The sequence below is a fragment of the Bradyrhizobium sp. HKCCYLRH3059 genome (genome assembly GCF_051168035.1).
GTDB lineage: Bacteria > Pseudomonadota > Alphaproteobacteria > Rhizobiales > Xanthobacteraceae > Bradyrhizobium.
Genome location: NZ_JBNPUF010000006.1, coordinates 430,553 through 446,369, shown reverse-complemented (window position 1 = coordinate 446,369; position 15,817 = coordinate 430,553). Strand labels below are relative to the sequence as shown.

Sequence of the window (15,817 nt, the reverse complement as noted above, 5' to 3'; positions counted from 1 at the left end):
CGTCATGGCTGCGCCTTCGCGCCGCGACCTGCTTCACTCCCTCCCTGGGGCGCTGCACCGGCATCGGTCTGGCCCGCGGCCTGAGGCCTGCGACGCGGCTCGCCGTCCTTCGCGCCGTCAGGCGGAGCTCCGCCCTCCTTGGCCTGGTCCTTGCCTTGATCCTTTGCTTGCGGATTGCGGCCGCGTTTGCGTGGCGCCAGATCGGCCTGCGGCGTCTGCTCGGCGCGCCCGACCACCACTTTGACGCCCTCGGCGAGGTTGGCAAAGCCTGTCGTCACCACACGGTCCGAGGGGCTCAAGCCGCTCGCGATCACGGCCTCGCTCTCATTCTGCTGCACGACCGCCACCGGATGCGCAGAGACGATGTCGCCCTCGCCGATCACGTAGCTGAACGTACCTGCCGGCCCGCGCTGCACGGCCGACGTCGGCACCGTGATCGCCTGCGACAGGGTCTCGACCTTGAGGCGGACATTGACGAACTGTCCCGGCCAGAGCTGAAATCTGCCGTTGGGGAATTCTGCTTTCAGCTTCAGCGTGCCCGTCGTCTGATCGACCTGGTTGTCGATGCCCCGCAACGTGCCGGTGTCAATGACGGTGACGCCGTCATTGCCGAACACGTCGACGGCGAGCGGTCCCTTGGCGGCGGCCGCATTGACGCGCATGATCTGCTGCTGGGGCAGGCTGAACTGAACCGCAATCGGCTGCAGCTGCGTGATGACGACGAGGCCGGTCGCGTCAGAGGCATGAACGATGTTGCCCTGGTCGACCTGGCGCAGGCCGGCGCGGCCGGAGAGCGGCGCCACGATCTTGGTGTAGCTCAAGGTCGTCGCCGCATTGTCGATCGCGGCCTGATCCGCCTTGATCAGCGCCTGCTGCTGCGCCACCACCGCGCGCTGCGTGTCGGCCTGCTGCTTGGAGCCGGCATTGCTGGCGGCGAGCTGCTCGTAGCGGGCGAGGTCGAGCTTCTGGTTGGCGAGTTGCGCCTCGTCCTGCGCCTTCTTGGCAACGGCCTGATCGTACTGCGCCTGATAGATCGCCGGATCGATCTCCGCGAGCACGTCGCCCTTCTTGACGTCCTGCCCTTCGACGAAATTGACCGCGATCAGCTTGCCGTCGACCTGCGAGCGCACCGTGACCGTGTTCAGCGCGCGCACCGCGCCGACGCCGTCGAGATAGACCGGCACGTCCTTGATGGCAGGCGAGGCAGCCAGGACCGGAACGGGAAGGTCGGGCCGCGCGAAGCGGTTATTGGCCTGCTGCTTCTGCTGCATCGCCGACCAGCCGATATAGCCGAGGCCGCCGAGGATCAGCAGCGTGATCGCGATCGACACCAGTCGCCGTGCCACGCTGGACCGCGCGCGCTTCACTGCCGCTGCTCCCTTCTCGTCCGGTTTAAAGAGCATCGGCCGACTTCTCCATGCGCGGCTCCCAGCCGCCGCCGAGCGCCTGGTAGAGGCTCACAAACGCCTGCAGGCGCGCCAGTTGCGCCTGCGATAGCGCGTCCTCGGCCTGGAACAGCGTCAATTGCGTATTCAAGACGGTCACGATGTCGGCAGTTCCCGCGCGCAACTGCTGCTCCGACAATTCGAACGCACGCCGCGAGGCGGCGACGACCTGGCGCTGCAATTGCAGTCGGATCGTGGTCTGCTTGATCGAGAACAGCGCATTGTCGACGTCGGTGAAGGCCTGGATCACGGTCTTGCGGTAGGTCTGCAGCAGTTCATCCTGCCGCGCCTTGGCGTTCTCGAAGTTGCCCAGAATCCGGCCGCCGTCGAAGATCGGCTGGGTCAGGCTGCCGGCGAGGCTGAAGAACGCCGCATGCGGCTGAAACAGCGACACCAGTGCCGCGCTCTGGTAGCCGCCGTTGCCCGTGAGCTGGATGCTCGGAAAGAACTGCGCCCGCGCGCTGCCGACATTGGCCGTTGCCGATGCCAATTGGGCCTCCTGCCGGCGGATGTCCGGACGCTGCGTCAGGATCTCCGACGGCAGACCAGGCGTGACCCGCGGAGTCCTGATCTGATCGAGCGAGCCGCCAATGACCCGAATGCCTTCGGGCGATCGCGCGACCAGCACGGCCAGGGCATTGACGTTCTGATCGAGCGTCTGGCGCAGCGGCGGCACCGCCGCCTTCTGATTGGCGAGCACGCTCTCCTGCTGCGCGACGTCGAGATCGTTGCCGGTGCCAGCCTTCTGCCGCTCGCGGATGGCATCGAGCACACGCGTGGCGCTGGCGATGTTGCGCTCAGCCGTCCGAATCCGATCCTGCGCGGCCAGCACCTGGAAATAGGCATTGGCGACGGTGGCAAGCGTCGTCAACTGCGTGACGTCGCGGTCGAAGCGGTTGGCTACCGCGGTTTCCTCGGCCGCCTGCAGCGCGTCGCGATTCTGGCCGAAGAAGTCGAGCTGGTAGCTCGCAGAGAGCGAGGCTTGGTAATTGACGACCTCGCGGCCGCCATTGGTGAGCCCGCTGGAGCTCGACCCGGACGTGCGCGAATAGGTCTCCTGCCCCGTGCTCGACAGGCTTGGCAGCAGCGCCGCGCCGGCCTGCCGCGCCAGCGCATCGGCCTGCCGGAACCTTGCCACAGCAGCGGCAATGTCGAGGTTGACGCTCTGCGCCTCCTCCATCAGCTGGGTCAGCTCGCGTGATCCGAAGCCGCGCCACCAATCCAGCGGCGGCGGCGCCGCCATATCGGAACCGGACGCCGCCTTGTAGCGCTGGGGCAAGTCGAGGGCCGGATCGGGAATATCCTGGGTCAGCAGGCAGCCGGCCGAGTTCGCCGCCAATCCGATCGCCGCCAGCCAGTGGACAAATCGCCGCAGGGTAGCCGGCACACGGCGCTCCCGCATCCCGGCGACGATCCGCGGGTCAGCGGACGCGCGGCAAGGCTCGTCGACGGCGATCGGCACGATGGACACTGGCGTGATGCTTCCCTGTAGTCTTGGGAATCATTCTAGCCGCAGCCCACGGCGGCGGACAGCCCTGCAGCCCCCCCGTCGCCCCAGCAGCGATGGTGCCGATAAAGTCCACCGAATCGACGAATCTCCCGTAAATCAGCGGAGTTTCGTGAAGGCAGAGCCACGGGCCCCCGGCTGCCGCCTTACCAAGATTTCATCTGTCGAATGCCGTTTTGGCCGGGGCGTGACGCGGCGAGCGCGCCCGTGAAACCCTTTGGCTGGGACTCCGTAACTTGCACGTGAACTTCAGGGGGCATTCATGCGAGTTGCGGTGGTCGGAACGGGTATTGCGGGTAACGCCGCGGCCTGGTCCCTGGCGAAACGTTATCCGATCACCGTCTACGAGCGTGATCTCCGTCCGGGCGGCCACAGCCATACCGTGACGATCGACTATGACGGCGCTCCGGTCTCGGTCGACATCGGCTTCATCGTCTACAACGAGCTGAACTATCCTGAGCTCACCGCCTTGTTCGACCATCTGGGGGTCGAGACGGTCGACAGCAGCATGAGCTTTGCCGTCACCGCGGATGCCGGCCGCTTCGAATGGAAAGGTGGCGGAAACACCTGGCTCGACACCGCCAAGGGGCTGTTCGCGCAGCCGAGCAACCTGCTGTCGACATCCTATCTCTGGATGCTCAGGGACATCCTGACCTTCAACGAGCAGAGTACAGCCGACTTCAAGGCCGGCCGCCTGCATGGCCTTACGCTCGGTGATTATTTCCGGCGCAACCATTTCGCCCCGCGACTGCTCACCGACTATCTGGCGCCAATGGGGGCCGCGATCTGGTCAGCCCCGGCGTCCGAGATGCTGGACTTCCCGGCCGAGAACTTCGTCGCGTTCTTCAGCAACCACAGGTTGCTGCAATATGACCGTCCGGTCTGGCGCACCGTCAAGGGCGGCAGCCGGCGCTATGTGGAGAAACTGACGTCGAGCTTCCGCAACCAGATCAGGCTCGGCAGCGCCGTGACCAGCATCGAACGCACCGCCCACGGCGTCGTCGTTCAAGACAGCAGCGGGCGTCGGGACACCTATGATCACGTGGTGATTGCCGCACACAGCGACCAGGCCTTGTCGATGCTCACCGACGCGGACGAGCGGGAGCGCGGCATCCTCGGTGCGATCAAATATTCGCCCAACACGATCTATCTGCACCGTGACAGCAGGCTGATGCCGAAGCGCCGCCGCGCCTGGGCCTCGTGGAATTTCCTGCGCTGGCAGCGTGAGGGCGTTCCCATGAACGACGTCGCCGTCACCTATTGGATGAACAACCTGCAGGACATCGACGACGCCAAGCCGCTGTTCGTCAGCCTCAACCCACCCTTCGCTCCGGCCCCGGAGCTGACCTTTGGCAAATACATCTGTGAGCACCCACAATATACGGCTGCGGCCTTTGCGGCGCAGAAGCGCCTGGCAGCGATTCAGGGGCAGCGCCATACTTGGTTCTGCGGGGCCTGGACCGGCTACGGCTTCCATGAGGACGGGCTGCGCTCGGGTCTCGCCGTGGCGGAGGCGCTCGGCGCGAGCGTGCCATGGCGCGGGTTTCCCACCGAGCTCGCCGAGGCTGCGGAATAGGCGCGATATGGACATGGATCACTCGGGACAGGATGACCGAACGGAAGCGGCCGCGCTCTATGTCGGAGAGGTCATGCATGCCCGCATGCGGCCGACCACGCACCGCTTCCGGTATCGCGTTATGAGCCTGCTGATCGATCTCGGCCGGCTCGACCAGGTGGACCGGCAGGCCTCGCTGTTCGGGGTCAATCGGCGAGCGCTCTACAGCTTCCACGAGGCCGACCACGGTCCGCGCGACGGCTCGTCGCTGCTGGCCTATGCGCAGACCTGCGCGGCGGATCAGGGGATCGATCTCGGCGGCGGACGCGTGCTGTTGCTGTGCTATCCGCGGCTGCTCGGCTACGTGTTCAATCCGCTGTCGGTCTATTTCTGCTATCGCAGCGACGGCACCCTGGCGCTGATGATCTACGAGGTCCGCAACACCTTCGGCGAGATCAAGCCCTATGTGCTGCCGGTCAGATCCAATGAGCTGTCCGCGGCAGGGCTGCGCCAGACGCAGGACAAGACCTTCTACGTCTCGCCGTTCATCGACATGGCGATGCGCTACCATTTCCGGGTCATGCCGCCGGGCGACAAGGTCAAGTTGCGGATTCTGGAAACTGGCCCCGACGGGCCCCTGCTCGCTGCAACCTTCTCTGGCCGCCGTCGCGGGCTGACGTCTGGCTCCCTGCTCGCAGCCTTCGTCTCGCTCCCGCTGGTGACTGTCAAAATCTTCGCCGCGATCCATTGGGAGGCACTGCGGCTGTGGGCCAAAGGCGTCCGCCTCGTCCCGCGTGGCGAAATCAGTGCAAGCCCTGGAACCAATACCGGCTTGGCGGGGAACGGCAGCCACGCTTATATGTCACGACGCTGACCGGAAACGGCCGGCTCGCTCTGCGTCCGTGATCCCTGCCCGCACAGGTGCCGCACCGGCCAGCCGACGGGGACGTGGGCTGGAGCCGTTTGCGTGAGTGGACCTGCCATGCCGGACGTCATCCCAGTCACCCCTGATACCATCGACAAGGTGCTTGCCGATCTTCCCCGCCTGCCCCGCCTTGCCCTCGGCTTCGGCTCGCGGTTGCGAAAAGGCACGCTCGACGTGACCCTGCCGGACGGACGGGTGATCCGGCTTGGCGGCGTTGAGCCCGGGCCGGCCGCCGCAATGATCCTGGCCAATTACGGCTTCGCATCGCGTCTTCTCAATGGCGGCGACATCGGCATCGCCGAGGCCTATCTGAACGGCGACTGGGATACGCCGGACCTGACGCAGTTTCTCTATCTGTTCTGCGTCAACCAGCACCTGCTGCAGTCGATGCTGGAAGACAAGCCGCTGATCCGGTTTGCCCAGCTGGTCCGGCACTGGTTCAACCGCAACACCAAGCGTCAGGCGAAGCGCAACATCTATGCCCATTACGACATCGGAAATTCGTTCTACTCGGCCTGGCTGGATCCGAGCATGACCTATTCCTCGGCCTTGTTCGAGGAGCACACCACCGACCTCACTGCAGCGCAGACCAACAAGTACAAGCGGCTGGCCGAGGCGATCGATCTCAAGCCCGGGCAGAAGCTGCTCGAGATCGGCTGCGGCTGGGGCGGCTTTGCCGAATATGCCGCCAAGACGTTCGGCGCCAAGGTCGTTGGGTTGACGATCAGTCAACAGCAGCGCGACTTCGCGCAGCGCCGCATCCAGGAGGCCGGGCTCGCCGAGAAGGTCGAAATCCGCCTGCAGGATTACCGGGACGAGCGTGACCACTACGATCGCATCGCCTCGATCGAGATGATCGAGGCGGTCGGCGAACAATTCTGGCCGAAATATTTCTCGCAACTGCGAGACCGCCTGCTGCCGGGCGGACTGGCCGGTGTCCAGGCAATCACCATCCAGGACAGCCTGTTCCAGCACTACCGCCGCGAGGTCGACTTCATCCAGCGCTACGTCTTTCCCGGCGGCATGTTGCCGACACCGCAGATTCTGAAGTCGCTCGGCGACCGCTTTGGCATACCCGTCATCCGCGAGCGGATCTTCGGGGAAGATTATGCCAGGACGCTTGCGATCTGGCGAAATAACTTCCGAGAGGCTTGGCCGGACCTCACGCCCGCCGGATTCGACGAGCGCTTCAGGCGGCTCTGGGAATATTATCTGTCCTACTGCGAAGCGGGTTTCCTCTCCGGGAATATCGATGTTCGCCAGGTCGTCTTTGCGAAATCGGGGGGCTGATCCAGCCGGCTTACGCTCCCCTGGATATCAGGCTAGGGTCCTCTTAAGTGTGCTCGAGGAAACTCCTACGGTATCTGCAAAATGACCATTCATAACGACGTCGTCGCGGCGATCGGCAACACACCGCTGATCAAGCTCAAGCGCGCCTCGGAGGCGACGGGCTGCACCATTCTCGGCAAGGCCGAGTTCATGAACCCGGGCCAGTCGGTCAAGGACCGCGCCGGCAAGTGGATGATCCTGGAGGCCGAGAGGCGTGGCGATCTCAAGCCCGGCGGCCTCGTGGTGGAGGCCACTGCCGGCAACACCGGCATCGGTCTGGCCGTGGTCGCCAGCGCGCGCGGCTATCGCACGCTGATCGTGATTCCGGAGACGCAGAGCCAGGAAAAGAAGGACATGCTGCGGCTGTGCGGCGCGGAGCTGGTCGAGGTGCCGGCGTTGCCGTTCAGCAATCCCAACAACTATCAGCATGTCGGCCGCAGGCTCGCCGACGAACTGCGCATGACCGAGCCCAACGGCGTGCTGTTCGCCGACCAGTGGAACAACCTCGACAACGCCAAGGCGCATTATGAGTCCACGGGACCCGAGATCTGGGAGCAGACCGACGGCAAGGTCGACGGCTTCATCTGCGCGGTCGGCACCGGCGGCACGATCGCCGGCACGAGCCGCTATTTGAAGGACAGGAACAAGGACATTGTCACCGCCTGTGCCGACCCGCACGGCTTCGCGATGTACGAATGGTTCAAGAACGGGGTCGTCAAATCGACGCCCGGCGATTCCATCACCGAAGGCATCGGCATCGGTCGTGTGACGCCCGTGATCGAGACCGCCAAGGTCGACGACGCGTTCCTGGTGTCCGACGAGGACGCCGTCAACACGATCTACGACCTCGTGCAGCATGAAGGCCTGTGCCTGGGAGGCTCGACCGGCGTCAACGTCGCTGGCGCGGTGCAACTCGCCAGGAAGCTCGGCCCCGGCCACACCATCGTGACCATCCTGTGCGACTCCGGTGCGCGCTATCAGTCGAAGCTGTACAATCCGGAGTTCATGCGTTCGAAGAACCTGCCGGTGCCGGCCTGGCTGGAGCGGCGCAGCGGGATCAAGCCGCCTTTCGTTTGAGGGCGAGTAGCGAGTAGCGAGTAGAATTTCTCGCCCTATTCGCAAGTCCCGATTCGCTTCCTCATCAATGCCGCAGAATCTGGCTCAGGAACAGCTTGCTGCGCGCATGCTGCGGGTTGGCGAAGAATTCCTGCGGCGTGTTCGATTCGATGATCTGGCCGGCGTCCATGAACACGACGCGGTTGGCGACCTCGCGTGCAAAGCCCATCTCGTGGGTCACGACCAGCATGGTCATGCCCTCCTTGGCGAGATCGACCATGGTGTCGAGCACCTCCTTCACCATCTCGGGATCGAGCGCCGAGGTCGGCTCGTCGAACAGCATGACCTTCGGGTTCATCGCCAGCGCGCGCGCGATGGCAACGCGCTGCTGCTGACCGCCCGACATCTGGCCCGGATATTTCTGCGCCTGATGCGGGATCTTGACCCGCTCCAGGAACTTCATCGCAGTCGCCTCGGCTTCCTTCTGCGGGATGTTGCGCACCCAGATCGGAGCCAGGGTGCAGTTCTCCAGCACGGTCAGATGCGGAAACAGGTTGAAGCTCTGGAACACCATGCCGACCTCACGGCGGACTTCGTCCACCCGCTTGAGATTCGGACCCAGATCGATGCCGTCGACATTGATCTCGCCCTCCTGGAATTCCTCCAGCGCGTTGATGCAGCGGATCAAGGTCGACTTGCCCGAGCCCGAGGGCCCGCAGATCACGATGCGCTCACCCTTTCCGACGGAGAGGTTGATGTCGCGCAGGACGTGGAATTCGCCGTACCATTTGTTGAGGGCGGAAATGCTGACGATCGAATTTGCAGTCATGGATCTCTCGACGATATCTGGGTCAATGGCGCCGGTGCGCGTTGAGGCGGCGCTCGACCAGCATGGAGTAGCGTGACATGCCGAAACAGAAGGCGAAGTAGATCATTCCTGTGAAGGCAAAGCCGGTGAAAGCCGTGGTCGGTGTCGCCCAGACCGGATCGGCCAACGAAGCCTTGAGGCTGCCGAGCAAGTCGAACAGCGCCACGATCGAGACCAGCGAGGTATCCTTGAACAGCGAGATGAAGCTGTTGACGATACCGGGGATGACGTGGCGCAGCGCCTGCGGCAGCACGATGAAGCTCGTCGTCTTCCACCAGGACAGGCCGAGCGCGCTCGACGCCTCCGCCTGGCCGCGCGGAATGGCCTGCAGGCCGCCGCGGATCACCTCGGCCATGTAGGCGCCGGAGAACAGCGCAACGCCGATCAGCGCCCGTACCAGGCCGTCGACCCTGACATTGCCGGGCAGGAACAGCGGCAGCATGTAGGTGGCGAAGAACAGCACCGTGATCAGCGGCACGCCGCGCACCAGCTCGATGAAGGCGATCGAAAAGACGCGGATCAGCGGAATGGTCGAGCGGCGGCCGAGCGCAAGCGCAATGCCGATCGGCATCGACGCGACGATGCCGATCACCGAGACGACCAGCGTCACCAGCATGCCGCCCCACAGCCTTGTGTCGACGATGGGAAGGCCGCCGCGATCGAGGCCCATGATCGCAATGACGATGGCGATGCCGGCGAAGGTCGCGGCCGTGGCGATGACGCTGCGCAGCGCCCTGCTCCCGCCGCCGATGATGAACACCAGCGCGGTGACAATGATCGCGGAGAGCGCGAGATCATTCCACACGGGCTGGTGAGATTGCTGCAGTTCATTGCGGATCCAGACCAGCGGCCAGATCACGAGCGATGCGAGCGTTCCGATCAGCACGACCAGCTTGCCGAGCAGCCACAGCAGCATGCCGACCACCGGCACGTTATCGCCGGCGCGCACCAGCGCGTTACCGGCCGTATCGATGCTCTCGACGAACAGCTGGAGGGTGCCTGTGGTCCAGCTCACGCCGAAGCCCTCCAGCCCACCGCCATAGAGCAGGAAGAACGCGACCACCGGCAGCGCGAAGAAGAACAGACCCGCATTAAGGCCTTTGGCCGGCAGGCGCGGAATCAGCAGCGGCACGAGCAGCACCACCGCCAGCACATAGGTCAGATTGACGCGCCAGCGGTCGGCCTCCGGGTAGAAGCCGTACATGAACTGGCTGAACTTCGCCGAAATGTAGGGCCAACAGGCGCCGACCGGATGGCCGGCGTTCTGCGCCAGGCATGCATCGCGGTCCTTGCCGACCCACACCGCGTCGACCAGCAGGAACTTGACGGCCGGGATCACGGTGAACCAGATCAACAGCGCGCTCACCAGGGTGAGCAGGATATTGGTCGGCGAGTTCAACAGCCTCGTGCGGACGAAGCCGACGAAACCGGTCGTCTTGATGGGCGCCGGGCGTTCTCCGGCCATGTCCTGACGGATGAAGGTTGAGGCCGTGATGTCGGTCATGCGCCAAGTCTCTTCCCAAGCCGCCAGCTATAGAAGCTCATCATCGCGCTCGTAATCAGCGACAGCGCCAGATAGACGCCCATCGTGATTCCGATGATCTCGATGGCCTGCCCCGTCTGGCTCATCGTCGTGCCCGCGAACACCGACACGAGATCGGGATAACCGATAGCGACCGCGAGCGAGGAATTCTTGGTCAGGTTCAAATACTGGTTCGTCAGCGGCGGCAGGATGACGCGGAGCGCCTGTGGCACGACGATCAGGCGCAGCACGGTGCCGCGGCTCAGTCCAAGCGAGAGCCCCGCTTCCATCTGTCCCTTGTGGACCGAGAGGATTCCCGCCCGTACCACCTCGGCGATGAAAGACGCCGTGTACATGGTGAGCGCCAGGGTCAGCGCAACGAGCTCTGGAATGATGCGGGAGCCGCCGGCGAAGTTGAATCCCTTGAGCGCCGGCACCTCGAACGAAATCGGCACGCCGAACACGAGCATTGCAATTAGCGGCAGGCCGATCAGCAGCCCCAGCACGTAGGGCCAAATCCGGATCACATGGCCGCGCAAGAACAGCTCACGCCGCGCGTAATAGTGCAGACCGATCGAGACCACGATCGCCACACCGAGCACGATCGCGAACGGCGTGAAGCCGGGCTCCTCGATCGGGCGCGGAACGATGAAGCCGCGGTTGTTGAGAAAGAAGGTCGAGAAAAGAGAGATGCTCTGCCGCGGTCCGGGCAGAGCCGCCAACACCGCGAGATACCAGAACAGGATCTGGAACAGGAGAGGCAGGTTCCGGATCAGCTCGACATAGGCGCCGGAGACCCGCGAGAGCAATACGTTCGGTGACAAGCGGCCAAGCGCAACCAGAAAGCCAAGGATGGTCGCCAGCACGATACCGATGACGGAGACCAGCAGCGTGTTCAGCACGCCGACGATCAGCACGCGGCTGTAGCTGTCGGAGCCGGAGTAGCTGATCAGGGTCTGGTTGACGTCGAAGCCGGCCGTATTGTTGAGAAAGCCGAAGCCCGACGTGATCCGCTGGGTGGCGAGGTTGCTGCGTGCGTTGGCCACGATCTCGTAGCCAACCCACACCAGCACTGCGACGAACAGGATCTGGAGGATGATGCCGTTCCATCCTGCCTTGCCACCCAGCATACGCTTCAGCCGAAGCCCATATTGCGTAGGCGGTAACCTTGCTTCGATGCTCATTCGCCGCAGCCCCGCTATCGCGCAGTGATCAGCGGATCGGCGGCGCGTATTGCAGGCCGCCCTTGTTCCAGAGCTGGTTCAGACCGCGCGCGATCTGCAGCTTGGAGCCGGCGCCGACGTTGCGATCATACATCTCGCCGTAGTTTCCGACCGCTTTCACGATCCGGTAGAACCAGTCCTTGGTGAGGCCGAGCTGCTCGCCGAGATTGCCGTCGGTGCCGAAGGCGCGCTTGAACTCCGGCTTGTCCGACTTGGCCATTTCATCGACGTTCGCCTGCGTCACGCCGAGCTCCTCGGCCGTCACCAGCCCGAACAAGGTCCACTTGACGATGTCGAACCACTGGTCGTCGCCATGGCGGACCATCGGGCCCAACGGCTCCTTCGAGATCACTTCCGGCAGCACCACGTGATCGGCCGGATTGGCGAGCTTCAGCCGCTCGGCGTAGAGGCCGGAAACGTCGGTCGTGAAGACGTCGCAACGGCCAGATTCGTACGCCTTGATGGTCTCGTCTTGGCCGGCGAATGCGATCACCTCGTACTTCATCTTGTTGGCCTTGAAGTAGTCGGCGAGGTTCTGCTCAGTCGTCGTGCCGGTCTGCACGCAGATCGAGGCGCTGTTGAGCTCGAGCGCCGAATTGACCTTCAGGGCCTTCTTCACCATGAAGCCCTGGCCGTCGTAATAGGTCACGCCGGCGAAATTGGCGCCCAGCGAGGTGTCACGCGACAGGGTCCAAGTGGTGTTGCGCGACAGCACGTCGATCTCGCCCGACTGCAGTGCAGTAAAGCGATCCTTGGCGGACAGTGGAACGAACTTGACCTTGGTCGGATCGTTGAAGATCGCGGCGGCAATGGCGCGGCAAACGTCGACGTCGAGCCCGGTCCAGTTGCCCTTGTCGTCGGGCGCCGAGAAGCCAGGAAGGCCCTGGCTGACGCCGCAGGCGAGCATGCCGCGATCCTTGACGGTCTTGAGCGTTTCGGCCTGGGCGCCGACGCTCGCCAGCACCGGGGCGAGAGCAAGAGTAAGAGCCAGAGTGACGCGTTTCATAAATACAGCCTTTCGCGGGTCGTCCTTGGGGAGCGATGAATCTCAGCGCGTAGGAGGGGCCGACCTGAATCCGCCTCTGCAAACGCCATACCAAGAATATGGCGCGCGCCATGCACGACGGAGCCGTGCATGCGAGATGAAGCGGAAATCGCGGCAAGCCCCTCAACGTGCAGCGATCGAATTGCGCCGGCATCACAGAACGACTGGCGGTCCGGGTCAAGGGGTTGACGGGCCTGTTCTGCATTCTGTTATTAACGACCGCAGTGCGGCCTGATTTCCAGCTATCCCGGCAGGTTTAAAGAGAAAAGACACGCGAATGGCATCATCGAACGACCCCGCTGCGGCGGTGCGACAAAACGTCGAGACACGGCTGGTCACGGCGGGGCGGGACACGAAAGCGCAGCACGGATTCGTGAATCCTCCTGTCGTTCATGGTTCAACGGTCCTGTATCCAACGGCTGAAGATCTGCATGCACACCGCGGTGAATTCCAGTACGGCCGCCACGGCACCCCGACCACGAAGGCGCTGCAGCAAGTGCTGATGGCGCTCGAGGGGCCGCAATGCGCCGGCGTCGGCATCGCGCCGTCAGGCCTCGGCGCCATCTCGACCACCCTGCTGTCGGTGCTCAAGGCCGGCGACCACGTTCTGGTGTGCGATAGCATCTATCGTCCAACCCGAAATTTCTGCAACGGCATGCTGGCACGCTATGGCGTCGAGACGACCTATTTCGACCCCTTGATCGGCGCAGGAATTGAGCAACTGCTCAAACCGAATACACGCGCGGTGGTTGTCGAGGCGCCGGGCTCGCAGTCCTTCGAAATGCCGGACATCCCCGTCATTGCCGCGGTTGCGCATGCGCACGGCGCGCTGGTCATCGACGACAACACCTGGGCGACGCCGCTCTACCATCGCTCCCTCGATCAGGGCGTCGACATCAGCATGCAGGCGGCCACCAAATATATCGGCGGCCACTCCGACATCATGTTCGGGACGATTTCGGCCAATGCGAAGGCGTGGCCGCTGATCTCCGAGGGCATCCGCCTGCTCGGCGTCTGCGCCGGACCGGACGACGTGTTCCTGGCCTTGCGCGGCGTACGGACGCTTGGCGTGCGCCTGGCGCAGCATCACCGGTCAGGCCTGGAGATGGCGCGCTGGCTCGCCGCGCGTCCCGAGGTGATCGAGGTGCTGCATCCCGCGCTGGAAAGCCATCCGGGGCACGCGATCTGGAAGCGCGATTTCACCGGCGCCTCCGGCCTGTTCAGCATCGTGCTGCAACCAAAGGCGCAGGCCGCCGTCGACGCCATGCTCGACACGCTCACGCTGTTCGGCATGGGCTATTCCTGGGGCGGCTTCGAGAGCCTGGCGATCCCGTTCGACTGCGCGAGCTACCGTACGGCGACCACATGGGCACCCGGCGGTCCGACATTGCGGCTGCACATCGGTCTCGAGAATACCGAGGATCTCAAGGCCGATCTCGATCGCGGCTTTGCCGCGTTCAACGCCGCTTGACCACGCCTGCAGGGGCGGAGCGCCGCGCGATCGGGCAACCGGGGCCGCCAAATTGGCGTTGATCCCCGGCCGATTGGGCGTAGCCTTGGTCTGAAGACAAGCGGGAACGAACGGGAATCATGGTTCTGCTCGATCTGATGGGTGGCGTGGCGCTGCTGCTGTGGGGCCTTCACATGGTCCACAGCGGCATCCTGCGCGCCTTCGGCCCGGATCTCAGGCTGCTGCTGTCGCGAGCGCTGCGGAACCGTTTCAGCGCCCTCGCGGCCGGACTCGGCCTCACCGCGCTTCTCCAGAGCAGCACGGCAACGGCGCTCATCACCACCTCCTTTGCTGCGGAAGGCCTCGTCGGCCTGATCCCCGCGATGGCGATCATGCTGGGCGCCAATATCGGCACCACGCTGATCGTCCAGGTGCTGTCGTTCAACGTCGCGGCCGTCGCGCCGATCCTGTTCGTGCTCGGCCTGGTGGCGTTCCGCAGCGGGCCGCGATCGCGCATCAAGGATCTCGGCCGGGTGTCGATCGGCCTCGGCCTGATGCTGCTGTCGCTCCATATCCTGATCGACACGCTCGCGCCGGCCGAGGAGGCGCCGGCGATGCGCGTGTTCATGCAGGCGATCACCGCCGACGTCACGCTGTGCATCATCTTCGGCGCCGCCGTCACCTGGATCGTGCATTCCAGCGTCGCGAGCGTGCTGCTGGTGATGTCGCTGGCCTATGCGCATTTCATCACGGCCGATGCGGCCATGGCACTGGTGCTCGGGGCCAATCTCGGCAGCGCCGTCAACCCGGTGTTCGAGGGCGCCCGGCGCGACAATCCCGCGAGCTATCGCCTGCCCGTCGGCAATCTCCTCAACCGCATCATCGGCGTCGCGCTGATCGCACCCTTCCTGCATCCGCTCGCGGCTCAGCTGCAGCAATGGCAGCCGGATCTGTCGAAGCTGACCGCGCAGTTTCACATGGCATTCAACCTCGGCACGGCGCTGGTCTTCATCGGTCTGCTCGGCAGCATCGAGAAGCTGCTCGTCAGACTGTTCCCCGACCGCCCGGCCGAAGTCGATCCCGCCAAGCCGCGCTACCTCGACGAGACCGCGCTGGAGACACCGTCGCTGGCGCTTGCGGACGCGGCGCGCGAGGCGCTGCGCATGGGCGATCTGGTCGAGACCATGTTGCGCAATGTCATGACCGCGATGATGACCAACGACCGTGGCCTCGTGGATCAGGTGTCACGCGCGGACAATGTCGTCGACCGGCTCGACGAAGCCATCAAGCTTTACATCACCAAGCTGACGCGGGGCAGCCTGGACGATCGCGAGGGCAAGCGGGCGATGGAGATCATCTCCTTCGCGATCAACCTCGAACACATCGGCGACATCATCGACAAGAACCTGAGCGAGCTCGCGACCAAGAAGATCAAGCGCAGGTTCCAGTTCTCCGCGGAGGGCGCCGACGAGTTGCAGGCCTTTCACCGCCAGATCATGGAGGCGCTCCGCGTCGCGTTCGGCATCTTCATGTCCGGCGATGCGCAGCAGGCGCACCAATTGCTCGATCAGAAAGCCGAGCTCCGCAACGCCGAGCTCGGCGCGACCGAGCGGCACCTCGAACGTCTGCGCGACGGCCGCTCGGAGACGCTCGAAACCACCTCACTGCATCTCGACGTGCTGCGTGACCTCAGGCGGATCCACTCGCACATCTGCTCGGTCGCCTATCCCGTGCTGGATGCCGCCGGCGAGATTGCGACGCGCCGCGGCGAGGCAGCTGACAGCGTGGCGACGACCGTGCCCGTGCCCGTGCCCCTGCCCCCGTCCTCGGCCCGGCCGCTGCCGCGCTGAGGCGCAGGACGGCCCCACGAACGGGCGACGGCACATCCGCCT

The 15,817-nt window shown here is 64.4% G+C and carries 12 protein-coding genes; 6 read left to right on the top strand and 6 right to left on the bottom strand.

The window, feature by feature from the left end:
* Positions 1-2: 2 nt before the first annotated feature.
* Positions 3-1,403: an efflux RND transporter periplasmic adaptor subunit gene (locus ACQR13_RS21225; RefSeq protein WP_315711857.1), complete on the bottom strand. Its 1,401-nt coding sequence runs from the start codon at positions 1,401-1,403 to the stop codon at positions 3-5.
* Positions 1,393-2,847, bottom strand: coding sequence for an efflux transporter outer membrane subunit (locus tag ACQR13_RS21220; RefSeq protein ID WP_315712618.1), 1,455 nt, complete (start codon positions 2,845-2,847; stop codon positions 1,393-1,395). The genes ACQR13_RS21225 and ACQR13_RS21220 overlap by 11 nt, the downstream gene beginning before the upstream one ends.
* Before the next feature lie 367 nt (positions 2,848-3,214).
* Between ACQR13_RS21220 and ACQR13_RS21215 the strand changes: the two genes are divergently transcribed.
* The 4 genes from ACQR13_RS21215 to ACQR13_RS21200 all read left to right on the top strand — a co-directional run bounded on the left by ACQR13_RS21215 (position 3,215) and on the right by ACQR13_RS21200 (position 7,838).
* Positions 3,215-4,528 carry an NAD(P)/FAD-dependent oxidoreductase gene (locus ACQR13_RS21215; protein ID WP_315711856.1) on the top strand — a complete coding sequence of 438 codons (1,314 nt, stop codon included), beginning with the start codon at positions 3,215-3,217 and terminating at the stop codon, positions 4,526-4,528.
* Positions 4,529-4,535: 7 nt separating this feature from the next.
* Positions 4,536-5,381: a DUF1365 domain-containing protein gene (locus tag ACQR13_RS21210; protein WP_315751102.1), complete on the top strand. Its 846-nt coding sequence runs from the start codon at positions 4,536-4,538 to the stop codon at positions 5,379-5,381.
* 108 nt (positions 5,382-5,489) lie between these two features.
* Positions 5,490-6,722: a cyclopropane-fatty-acyl-phospholipid synthase family protein gene (locus ACQR13_RS21205; protein WP_315712616.1), complete on the top strand. Its 1,233-nt coding sequence runs from the start codon at positions 5,490-5,492 to the stop codon at positions 6,720-6,722.
* Positions 6,723-6,803: 81 nt separating this feature from the next.
* A complete protein-coding gene (locus tag ACQR13_RS21200) occupies positions 6,804-7,838 on the top strand; it encodes a cysteine synthase A (RefSeq protein WP_315751100.1) in 1,035 nt (344 codons plus the stop codon).
* Between the two features lie 64 nt (positions 7,839-7,902).
* Here the strand turns inward: ACQR13_RS21200 and ACQR13_RS21195 are convergent, their stop codons facing one another.
* From ACQR13_RS21195 to ACQR13_RS21180, 4 genes are read right to left on the bottom strand one after another with little or no spacing between them, the layout of a single operon-like run.
* Entirely contained in the window at positions 7,903-8,646 is a 744-nt protein-coding gene (locus ACQR13_RS21195) for an amino acid ABC transporter ATP-binding protein (protein ID WP_315711850.1), read from the bottom strand.
* A 22-nt stretch (positions 8,647-8,668) separates the two neighbouring features.
* The gene (locus ACQR13_RS21190) at positions 8,669-10,189 is read right to left on the bottom strand and encodes an amino acid ABC transporter permease (protein ID WP_315751098.1); all 1,521 of its coding nucleotides are present in this window, start codon (positions 10,187-10,189) and stop codon (positions 8,669-8,671) included.
* Positions 10,186-11,391, bottom strand: coding sequence for an amino acid ABC transporter permease (locus tag ACQR13_RS21185; RefSeq protein WP_315751097.1), 1,206 nt, complete (start codon positions 11,389-11,391; stop codon positions 10,186-10,188). The genes ACQR13_RS21190 and ACQR13_RS21185 overlap by 4 nt, the downstream gene beginning before the upstream one ends.
* 28 nt (positions 11,392-11,419) lie before the next feature.
* The gene (locus ACQR13_RS21180) at positions 11,420-12,436 is read right to left on the bottom strand and encodes an amino acid ABC transporter substrate-binding protein (RefSeq protein ID WP_315711846.1); all 1,017 of its coding nucleotides are present in this window, start codon (positions 12,434-12,436) and stop codon (positions 11,420-11,422) included.
* Between the two features lie 316 nt (positions 12,437-12,752).
* On the opposite strand from ACQR13_RS21180, the gene metC reads away from it, so the two are divergent.
* On the top strand, positions 12,753-13,946 hold the full coding sequence (gene metC / locus ACQR13_RS21175) for a cystathionine beta-lyase (protein ID WP_315711845.1): 1,194 nt from the start codon (positions 12,753-12,755) through the stop codon (positions 13,944-13,946).
* A gap of 119 nt (positions 13,947-14,065) precedes the next feature.
* Positions 14,066-15,775 carry a Na/Pi cotransporter family protein gene (locus ACQR13_RS21170; RefSeq protein WP_315751096.1) on the top strand — a complete coding sequence of 570 codons (1,710 nt, stop codon included), beginning with the start codon at positions 14,066-14,068 and terminating at the stop codon, positions 15,773-15,775.
* The last annotated feature ends 42 nt before the right edge of the window (positions 15,776-15,817 follow it).

Excerpts from the sequence above, each read along its gene's own strand:
- ACQR13_RS21185 (WP_315751097.1), bottom strand. The coding sequence starts at position 11,391 with ATGAGCATCGAAGCAAGGTTACCGCCTACGCAATATGGGCTTCGGCTG.
- metC (WP_315711845.1), top strand. The coding sequence starts at position 12,753 with ATGGCATCATCGAACGACCCCGCTGCGGCGGTGCGACAAAACGTCGAG.
- ACQR13_RS21205 (WP_315712616.1), top strand. The coding sequence starts at position 5,490 with ATGCCGGACGTCATCCCAGTCACCCCTGATACCATCGACAAGGTGCTT.
- ACQR13_RS21190 (WP_315751098.1), bottom strand. The coding sequence starts at position 10,189 with ATGACCGACATCACGGCCTCAACCTTCATCCGTCAGGACATGGCCGGA.
- ACQR13_RS21215 (WP_315711856.1), top strand. The coding sequence starts at position 3,215 with ATGCGAGTTGCGGTGGTCGGAACGGGTATTGCGGGTAACGCCGCGGCC.
- ACQR13_RS21200 (WP_315751100.1), top strand. The coding sequence starts at position 6,804 with ATGACCATTCATAACGACGTCGTCGCGGCGATCGGCAACACACCGCTG.
- ACQR13_RS21170 (WP_315751096.1), top strand. The coding sequence starts at position 14,066 with ATGGTTCTGCTCGATCTGATGGGTGGCGTGGCGCTGCTGCTGTGGGGC.
- ACQR13_RS21180 (WP_315711846.1), bottom strand. The coding sequence starts at position 12,436 with ATGAAACGCGTCACTCTGGCTCTTACTCTTGCTCTCGCCCCGGTGCTG.
- ACQR13_RS21210 (WP_315751102.1), top strand. The coding sequence starts at position 4,536 with ATGGACATGGATCACTCGGGACAGGATGACCGAACGGAAGCGGCCGCG.
- ACQR13_RS21195 (WP_315711850.1), bottom strand. The coding sequence starts at position 8,646 with ATGACTGCAAATTCGATCGTCAGCATTTCCGCCCTCAACAAATGGTAC.
- ACQR13_RS21220 (WP_315712618.1), bottom strand. The coding sequence starts at position 2,847 with ATGCGGGAGCGCCGTGTGCCGGCTACCCTGCGGCGATTTGTCCACTGG.
- ACQR13_RS21225 (WP_315711857.1), bottom strand. The coding sequence starts at position 1,403 with ATGCTCTTTAAACCGGACGAGAAGGGAGCAGCGGCAGTGAAGCGCGCG.